Genomic DNA, 8,469 nt, shown 5'->3' on the forward strand with positions numbered 1-8,469 from the left:
CGAACCTGCACTCCACCCATCCGACTTTGCGCTCCGGGACACCCCGCCCGGAACGGCGCTTCATCGGAACGCGATAACGCGATCCGGGCAGGCGACGGCAGGTCTCCTGGCTCGCGGGTCACGGCCCGCGCCGCCTTCCCGGAACAAGTCCAGTGGCCATGGCGCAGGCTCGCCGCTTACAGTTGCGGGGGCAGCTCCGGCTTAGCGAGATCTGGCGCGTCCGGCATTCCCTTTTTGTCCCCGAAGGGACCGTCGGCTGCCTCGATTTGTGATACGTCAAGCCAACGAAGTCAATCGGCGGCGCTTTATCGGCGCAAGCCGAACATGAGCAATTGGTAGAGAACGATGAGCGGAACGAACCCTTTGATCCGAAAAGCGAGCCGCCGATGACGGCCCGCGCGCTGATGTTTCAGGGAACCGGCTCCGATGTCGGCAAGTCGCTGATCGTGGCGGGGATGTGCCGTCTGCTCGCGGATCGCGGGCTTTCCGTGCGCCCGTTCAAGCCGCAGAACATGTCGACCAACGCGGGCGTCACGGCGGACGGCGGCGAGATCGGCCGCGCGCAAATGCTTCAGGCCCGCGCGGCGCGCGTGGCGCCGAGCGTCCACATGAACCCCGTGCTGTTGAAGCCGCAAAGCGATACCGGTGCGCAGATCGTCGTGCAGGGGCGCGTGTGGGGCAAGGCCGAGGCGCGAGATTATCAGTCGCGCAAGGCGGCGCTGATGCCGCCGGTTCTCGAAAGCTTCGCGCGGATGAAGGCGGAATGCGACCTCGTGCTGATCGAGGGTGCGGGCTCGCCGTCCGAGGTGAACCTCCGCGCGAACGACATCGCGAATATGGGCTTTGCGCGGGCGGCCGACGTGCCCGTGGTGCTCATCGGCGATATCGACCGGGGTGGCGTGATCGCGAGCCTCGTCGGCACGAAGGCGGTGCTCGATGCGGACGACGCCGCGATGATCCGAGGCTTCATCGTCAACAAGATGCGCGGCGATGCGAGCCTGTTTGCGGACGGCATGCGCTTCGTCGCCGACCGCACGGGCTGGACGCCGCTCGGCCTCGTGCCGTGGTTCGCCGACGCGCATGCGTTGCCGCCGGAAGACGGCTTCAGCCGCGACTGGGTGCGCGAGGGAGCGAAAGCCGGTCAGCGCGTGAAAATCGCCGTGCCCGTGCTGCCGCATATCGCAAATTTCGATGATCTCGATCCGCTGCGGCTTGAGACGGGCGTCGATCTCGTGGCGCTGGCCCACGGCGAGCCGCTTCCCGCCGACGCGGATCTCGTCATCCTGCCCGGCTCGAAGGCCACCATTGCAGACCTTACAGCGCTCCGCGCCTGCGGATGGGAGGCGGACATCGTCGCGCATGTCCGGCGCGGCGGGCGCGTGCTTGGCCTTTGCGGCGGCTATCAGATGCTGGGGCGCTGGGTCGCCGATCCGGCAGGCGTCGAGGGCAGGCCGGGCGGAGTGCCGGGGCTCGGGCTGCTCGATGTCGAGACGGAGCTTGCGGGCGACAAGACGCTCGCAGCGGTGACGGGCCGGACAGCGGCGGACAACGTGCCGCTTTCGGGCTACGAAATCCACATCGGCCGCACCTTCGGCCCGGACACAGCGCGGCCTCTGGTGCTTCTCCACGAGGACGGCGGCTGTAGGCCTGACGGCGCTACGTCGGCAGATGAGCGCGTGATGGGCAGCTATGTCCACGGGCTTTTTGCGGAGGACCGCCAGCGCGCGGCGTGGCTGGCGCGGCTCGGCGGCGAGCCTTCCGCGCTTTCCTATGAGGCCGCCATCGATGACACGCTTGACCACCTCGCCGCCCACCTCGCGCGGCACATCGACATCGACGCGTTGCTGGCGCTCGCCCGCTGATCCGCGCCGAAGACACACGGGATTGCGCTGCAACCGCAAATGTGTAAACCAGACGCAAGCGCGGCTTTCACGGGATTGCCATCGCGGTCCGGCCGGGCGATCCGGGAAAGTCGGGGGCTACACTCGTGCAAGTGGTGCATGGACTGGCGGGCATTGCCGCGCTTCTTGCCGTGGCCTGGTGCCTGAGCGAGGATCGCTGGCGTCTTCCCCTGCGGATCGTGGCGAGCGGCATCGCGCTTCAGCTTGCCCTCGCCGTGCTCTTCATCGAATTCCCGCCCGCGACCGCCGTTTTCGCCACCCTGAACGATGCCGTCGGAGCGCTTCAGACCGCCACCGACGCCGGGACCGCGCTCGTTTTCGGCTATCTCGGCGGCGCGCCGCTTCCCTTTACCGAGGTCACGCCCGGCGCGAGTTTCGTGCTGGCGTTCAAGGCGTTTCCGCTCGTGCTAGTCATCAGCGCGCTCGCTAGCCTCATGCTCTATCTGGGCATCCTCCAGCGCATCGTCGGCGGCTTCGCTTTCATCCTGAGAAACACCCTCGGCATCGGCGGCGCGCTGGGGCTGGGCGGGGCGGTCCACATTTTCGTCGGCATGGTCGAGGCGCCGCTTCTGGTGCGCGCCTATCTCATGCGGATGTCGCGCGGCGAGCTTTTCGCCCTGATGAGCTGCGGCATGGCTGGCGTCGCGGGCACCATGATGGTGATCTACGCATCGCTGCTCGGCCCGGTCATTCCCGGCGCGCTCGGAAACATCCTCATCGCTTCGGTGATTTCGACGCCCGCCGCGCTCGCCATCGCCGCGATCATGGTGCCGTTCGAGGCGGGCGCGCGCGAGCCTGCTGTGCTCGAACAGAGCGATCCGCCGTCGAGCGCCCTCGAAGCGATCACGCGCGGCACCACCGACGGTATCTTCCTCGTTGCCAGCATCATCGCGATGCTGATCGTGTTCGTGGCGCTTGTTCATCTCGTCAACGCGGCGCTCGGCCTCATTCCCTATCCCGGCGGCGGCGCTTTCACGCTGCAACAGCTTTTCGGATTCATCTTCAAGCCGCTCCTCTGGGCCATCGGCATCGGGGCAAGCGAACTCGACGCGGCAGCGGGCCTGATGGCGACCAAAACCGTCGTCAACGAGTTCGCCGCCTATCTCGACCTCGCGCGGCTTCCGCCGGATGCGCTCAGCCCGCGCTCGAAAATGATCATGACCTACGCCCTTTGCGGCTTCGCCAATTTCGGCAGCGCAGGCATCATGATCGGCGGCATGAGCGTAATGGCGCCGGAGCGCAGGTCTGAAATCGTGGAACTCGCGCCAAGGTCGATCGTATCGGGTACGCTGGCGACCATGTCGAGCGGGGCCGTTGCGGGGATGCTGGTTTAGGCAGCGCGCACACGACCGCCCCTTTTCCCTGTCCTCCGTAACGCAATTTTCATCTTCATCCGCGTGTCACAAGGCGCTGCTAGAGCCGTATGCGGGCTTGGAGACATCCTGTGCGCACCGAAACCGTTGTGGAAGTTTGCCGGATCTCGAAATCGTTCGGCCGCCAAAGCCGCGTGCTTTCCGATGTCAGCTTCACGCTGAAGCGCGGTGAAATGGTTGCGCTGATCGGGGCATCCGGCTCCGGAAAGTCGACGCTCATCCGCGCAATCGGCGGCCTGATCCCCGTCGACGCGGCGCCTGTAAACGGCGACGGCGCATCCGGCGTCGTCCGCCTGTTCGGCCTGCCCATGCAGGAAAACGGTCGTGTCACGCGCCACGCCAAGGCCCTCCGCGCACGAACAGGCGTCATCTTCCAGCAGTTCAACCTCGTTCCTCGCCTCTCCGTCTTGACGAATGTCTGCATCGGCAGCCTCGGCCAACGGCGCACACTTCTCGGCGCGGGCGGGTACTTTGCGGCGGAAGACAAGCGAACCGCGATGCGGGCGCTCGACCGAGTCGGCATCGCCCAGCTTGCGCTACAGCGCGGCTCCGACATTTCGGGCGGTCAGCAACAACGCGCCGCCATCGCGCGCACACTCGTTCAGCGCGCCGAGCTTCTCCTCGCCGATGAGCCGCTTGCTTCCCTCGATCCAAGCTCGTCGAAGCGGGTGATGAACATCCTTTCCGACCTCAACCGCGAGGACGGCATCACCGTTCTCGTCTCTTTGCACCAGGTCGAATACGCCATCAAATATTGCCCGAGGACCATCGCGCTGAGAAACGGCGCCATCGTCTATGACGGGCCGTCAGCCGCGCTCGGGCGGGACTTCCTGAACGAGATCTACGGCGAAGAGAGCGAGCAGTTGTTCGTGCCGGGCTTCGATGCGCCCGCCGTTCACGCCGTTTCGACGCTGCCGGGCGAGGACGTTTCCGCGCCCGCAACCACCGTTCCCTCGCTGAGAATTGCCCCGTCGCCGGCGCAGATCGACGCCCGGCAGCCTGCGTGATGCCGAAGCGAAGAGCCGTCGCATAGCAGTGAGTGCCGACTTCTTCCGAACGTCCAAGAGGTGATCATGCTTTCTTTCAGAAAACTCGCGTTGGCGGCCGCCCCGGTGGCTGCGCTTTTATTCTCGGTTTCGCCGAGCTTTGCCGAGCCGGATGAAATCAACTTCGGCGTTATTTCAACCGAAGCGTCGTCCAACCAGAAGAAGAACTGGGAACCCTTCGTCGACGCCATGTCGAAGGCGCTCGGCGTGAAGGTGAACGCGTTCTACGCCACCGATTATGCGGGCGTGATCGAGGCGATGCGCTTCAACAAGGTGCAGATCGCGTGGTACGGCAACAAGTCGGCCCTCGAAGCCGTCGACCGCGCCAATGGCGAAGTCTTCGCCCAAACCGTCTCGAAGGACGGCAGCGAAGGCTACTATTCCCACATCATCGTGCACCAGGACAGCCCGCTCCAGACGCTCGACGACGTGCTGAAGTGCGACAAGACCCTCGACTTCGGCATCGGCGACCCGAACTCGACCTCCGGCTTCCTCGTGCCGACCACCTATGTGTTCGCGGCCCGCAAGGTCGATCCGAAGTCTTGCTTCAAGACGGTCCGCAACGGCAGCCATGAAGTGAACTCGCTCGCCGTCCTCAACAAGCAGGTCAACGCGGCGACGAACAACAGCGAAGACCTTCAGCGCCTTGAAATCAAGAATCCGGAAGGCCGCGCCAAGATCCGCGTCGTGTGGACGTCGCCCATCATCCCGCTCGACCCGATCGTGTGGCGTCGCGACCTCGATACCGAAATGAAGACGAAGATCTACAAGTTCCTCCTGAGCTACGGCCGCACCGGCAGCGACGAGGAACTCGCCCAATCGCACGCAGTGCTCGGCAACCTGCTTTGGTCACCGTTCAAGCCTTCGTCCAACGATCAGCTTTTGCCGATCCGCAAGCTCGAAGCGAACAAGTCGCTCATGAAGATCGCGGCGGACGAGAAGCTTACCGCCGAGGAGAAGGAAAAGCTGACGACGGATCTGAAAGCGAAGATCGCTTCGATCGAGGAGCTTGAGAAGAAGGCCGAGACCAGCGAATTCAAGCAGACTGTCGCCGCTTTCGTCGCCGCCGACAAGGCGGGCAAGAAGGACGAGGTCGCCAAGACCATCGAAGACCTCGCGCTCAGCGTGTCCAAGACGAACTGACCTCCCAGCAAAGGTAGGCTGAAGGCGCCGGTTTCCTGCACCGTCCGGCGCCTTTCGCATATCCAGAGGACCGACATGGCGAATACCATCGACTTGCCCGCCGCAGCAGTTCCATCGAAGCCGATCAGCGACCGCGTCAGGCAATGGGTCTTCTGGCTCATCGTTGTGGCGCTGCTCGTGTGGAGCTGGCGTCCGGCGGAAATGTACCGCGCTGTGTCTCTCGTCACAGACTGGCGGAACATGGCCGAGTTCGCCGGCGGCTACATGCAGCCGAATTTCGCGGACTGGCGCATATACCTCGAAGAAATGATTGTGACGGTGCAAATCGCGCTCTGGGGCACCGCGCTTGCCGTTGTCGTGGGCATCCCCTTCGCGATCCTCTCATCGGCCAATATCTGCCCGCAATGGGTGGTCCAGCCTGTGCGCCGCCTGATGGACTCGTTTCGTGCCATCAACGAGCTCGTCTTCGCGCTGTTCTTCGTGGTCGCGGTCGGTCTCGGCCCCTTCGCGGGCGTGATGGCGCTTTTCGTCCACAATGTCGGCATCTTCGCGAAACTCTTTTCCGAGGCCGTCGAAGCCATCGATCCGCGTCCCGTCGAAGGCATCCGTTCGACCGGTGCGAGCCGCTTCCACGAGGTGCTGTTCGGCGTGATTCCGCAGGTGCTGCCGATGTGGAGTTCGCTGACGCTCTACCGGCTTGAGACGAACGTGCGTTCCGCGACCACGCTCGGCATCGTCGGCGCTGGCGGCATCGGACAGACGCTCTACGAGAGTATCCGCAGCTTCCAATATGCCGAAACCGCCGCGCAGATCATCATCGTCGTCCTTACCGTCGTGATGATCGACCTTCTGAGCGCCCGTCTGCGCCGTTCACTCGTCTGACGGGCGACGCTATGCGTTTTCGTATTTCGACAGGAAGTCCTCGGCCGAAAGCGCGCGGAAATCGGCAAGCGCAGCGTGCAGGCGCGCATGGTTCCAGTTCCACCACGCGAGCGCGCGCATGCGTTCTGCGATACTCGCCGGGAAGCGCCATTTGATGAGCCGCGCCGGGTTTCCGCCGACGATGGCATAAGCGGGCACATCCTTTGTCACGATGGCGCCCGCGGCGATCACCGCGCCGTCGCCGACGCTGCGCCCGGGCAGGATGACAGCCCCGTGCCCGACCCACACGTCATTCCCGATAATCACCGCGTGGCTGCGCCGCCACGCGAAGAACGCGTCCTCATCGCTCTCGCCCTCGAAATAGGCGCTGGCACGGTAGGTAAAATGAGACTGCGACGCGCGGTGCATCGGATGATTGCCGGGATTGATCCGCGTCTTCGCCGCAATCGAGCAGAACTTGCCGAACGTCGTATAGGCCACGTCGGAATCCCGTTCGATGTAGGAGTAATCCGAAAGGGTCACTTCGAGGAGGCTGGTCCTTGCGCCAACCTCCGTATACGCGCCGAGAACGCAGCGCGTGATCTCGCAGCCTTCGTGAAGTGTGGGCTTTTCGGAGAAGGTCTGATGGTCATTCGGCGGTGCACCTTGCTGAAGCTAGGCCATTCTTGTCCGAGCCCCGTAACGCGTAAATGACATGCGCCGTGTCATGAAAGCGTCACCGGATGCGTTCTAAAGCTGCATGCAGGGATCGGGCGCTCCGTCGTCCGCATAAGGACTTATGACGAGTTCACGCAGCACGCAGACAACAGACGGCGAGACCGCGATGCGCCAGGCCGCCATGGCAACCTTCGCGGCGGCTGAGACGGCCGAGCTTCGCGTCGCGCTCGAAAGCATGGGAAGCACCGACGCCGTCGAAATCCGCAAGCCGGAGACCGGGCTCGTCATGGTTCGCGGCCGGATCGGCGGCGACGGCGCACCGTTCAATGTCGGCGAGGCGACGGTGACGCGCTGCGTCGTGCGGATCGCGAGCGGCGAAACCGGCTTTTCCTATATCCTCGGCCGTGACCACGAAAAGGGGCGGCTTGCGGCGCTGTGCGATGCGCTCTGGCAGAACCGCGACAGGCGCGCCGAAATCGACACGCTCATCATCGCGCCCGTTCGCCAAAGGCTCGCCAGAGAGCGCGAGGAATCTCGCGCGAGAACCGACGCCACGCGGGTCGATTTCTTCACTCTCGTCCGAGGGGAGGACTGACCGGTGCCCGCCATCTCTCCCGCCTTCGCAAATCCCGTATTCGACACGCAAGCGACGTTTCGCGCGGTGATGGACGCAATGGCTCGCCCCGGCGAGACAAGGGCCGTGCCCGCCGCCCTCACGCCGCCCGCGCCGTTGTCGCCATCGGCGGCTGCGCTGGCGCTGACGCTTCTCGATTATGAAACGCCGTTCTGGCTCGACGCAGCCTTGGCGGAAGTTGACGACGTCGCCCGGTGGCTGAAGTTCCATACGGGTGCGACCGCGACGGCGAACCCCGAACAAGCGGTCTTCGCCTTCGCCGCCGATCCGCTCGCCCTTCCGCCGCTCGGCGCGTTTTCGCAAGGCACGCCCGACTTCCCGGATCGCTCGACGACGCTCATCCTTCAGGTCGCGGCGTTCACCGGCGGTTTGCCGCTGACGCTTTCCGGGCCGGGAGTGGCGGGTCGACGCGTCTTCGCGCCGTCGCCGGTTCCGCCGGACTTCGCAGTCGATCTTCGCGCCAACACCGGCCGCTTCCCATGCGGTGTCGACATCATCTTCGCCGGGCCAGGATCGGTGGCGGCGCTGCCCCGCTCCACCCGCATCGCAACCATGCGCACCGACGAGGATCGCTAGATGTATGTTGCCGTGAAGGGCGGGGAGCGCGCGATTGCCAACGCTCACAAGCTTCTGGCGCATGAGCGGCGCGGCGACGCGACCGTGCCCGAGCTATCCGTGGAGCAGATCGAGGGTCAACTCGCGCTCGCCGTCGCCCGCGTGATGGCGGAGGGCTCGCTTTACGACCGCGAGCTTGCCGCGCTCGCCGTCAAGCAGGCGTGGGGCGATCTGATCGAGGCGATCTTCCTCGTGCGCGCTTACCGAACGACGCTGCC

At 64.8% G+C, this 8,469-nt stretch carries 8 protein-coding genes, 1 pseudogene and 1 riboswitch; of the genes and pseudogenes, 8 read left to right on the plus strand and 1 reads right to left on the minus strand.

What is annotated here, in order from left to right; genetic code table 11:
* Nucleotides 1-79 precede the first annotated feature (79 nt).
* Nucleotides 80-269: riboswitch (cobalamin riboswitch) on the minus strand.
* Between the two features lie 117 nt (nt 270-386).
* The 5 genes from T281_RS07100 (at nt 387) to phnE (ending at nt 6,345) form a co-directional block, all read left to right on the plus strand.
* Entirely contained in the window at nt 387-1,862 is a 1,476-nt protein-coding gene (locus tag T281_RS07100; protein ID WP_037236453.1) for a cobyric acid synthase, read from the plus strand.
* 125 nt (nt 1,863-1,987) lie between these two features.
* Nucleotides 1,988-3,235, plus strand: a complete 1,248-nt coding sequence (locus tag T281_RS07105) for a NupC/NupG family nucleoside CNT transporter (protein ID WP_037236415.1) — start codon at nt 1,988-1,990, stop codon at nt 3,233-3,235.
* Between the two features lie 110 nt (nt 3,236-3,345).
* A complete protein-coding gene (locus T281_RS07110) occupies nt 3,346-4,281 on the plus strand; it encodes a phosphonate ABC transporter ATP-binding protein (protein ID WP_037236416.1) in 936 nt (311 codons plus the stop codon).
* A gap of 66 nt (nt 4,282-4,347) precedes the next feature.
* Entirely contained in the window at nt 4,348-5,463 is a 1,116-nt protein-coding gene (gene phnD, locus T281_RS07115) for a phosphonate ABC transporter substrate-binding protein (RefSeq protein WP_037236455.1), read from the plus strand.
* 75 nt (nt 5,464-5,538) lie between these two features.
* A complete protein-coding gene (gene phnE, locus T281_RS07120) occupies nt 5,539-6,345 on the plus strand; it encodes a phosphonate ABC transporter, permease protein PhnE (protein WP_037236419.1) in 807 nt (268 codons plus the stop codon).
* A 9-nt stretch (nt 6,346-6,354) separates the two neighbouring features.
* On the opposite strand, the pseudogene T281_RS07125 reads toward phnE, so the two are convergent.
* Nucleotides 6,355-6,960 (minus strand): annotated as a pseudogene (locus tag T281_RS07125) (DapH/DapD/GlmU-related protein); the annotation flags it as partial.
* A gap of 163 nt (nt 6,961-7,123) precedes the next feature.
* On the opposite strand from T281_RS07125, the gene phnG reads away from it, so the two are divergent.
* From phnG to T281_RS07140, 3 genes are all read left to right on the plus strand, one after another.
* Nucleotides 7,124-7,597, plus strand: a complete 474-nt coding sequence (phnG, locus tag T281_RS07130) for a phosphonate C-P lyase system protein PhnG (RefSeq protein ID WP_037236422.1) — start codon at nt 7,124-7,126, stop codon at nt 7,595-7,597.
* A gap of 3 nt (nt 7,598-7,600) precedes the next feature.
* Entirely contained in the window at nt 7,601-8,212 is a 612-nt protein-coding gene (gene phnH / locus T281_RS07135; RefSeq protein WP_037236440.1) for a phosphonate C-P lyase system protein PhnH, read from the plus strand.
* A partial coding sequence (locus T281_RS07140; protein ID WP_037236442.1) for a carbon-phosphorus lyase complex subunit PhnI occupies nt 8,213-8,469 on the plus strand: 257 nt, incomplete at its 3' end.

Origin of the sequence: Rhodomicrobium udaipurense JA643 (assembly GCF_000636015.1) — a bacterium.
GTDB classification, from domain to species: domain Bacteria; phylum Pseudomonadota; class Alphaproteobacteria; order Rhizobiales; family Rhodomicrobiaceae; genus Rhodomicrobium; species Rhodomicrobium udaipurense.

Coding starts and splice junctions, on each gene's coding strand:
- phnD (WP_037236455.1), top strand. CDS start 4,348: ATGCTTTCTTTCAGAAAACTCGCGTTGGCGGCCGCCCCGGTGGCTGCG.
- T281_RS07100 (WP_037236453.1), top strand. CDS start 387: ATGACGGCCCGCGCGCTGATGTTTCAGGGAACCGGCTCCGATGTCGGC.
- phnG (WP_037236422.1), top strand. CDS start 7,124: ATGACGAGTTCACGCAGCACGCAGACAACAGACGGCGAGACCGCGATG.
- phnE (WP_037236419.1), top strand. CDS start 5,539: ATGGCGAATACCATCGACTTGCCCGCCGCAGCAGTTCCATCGAAGCCG.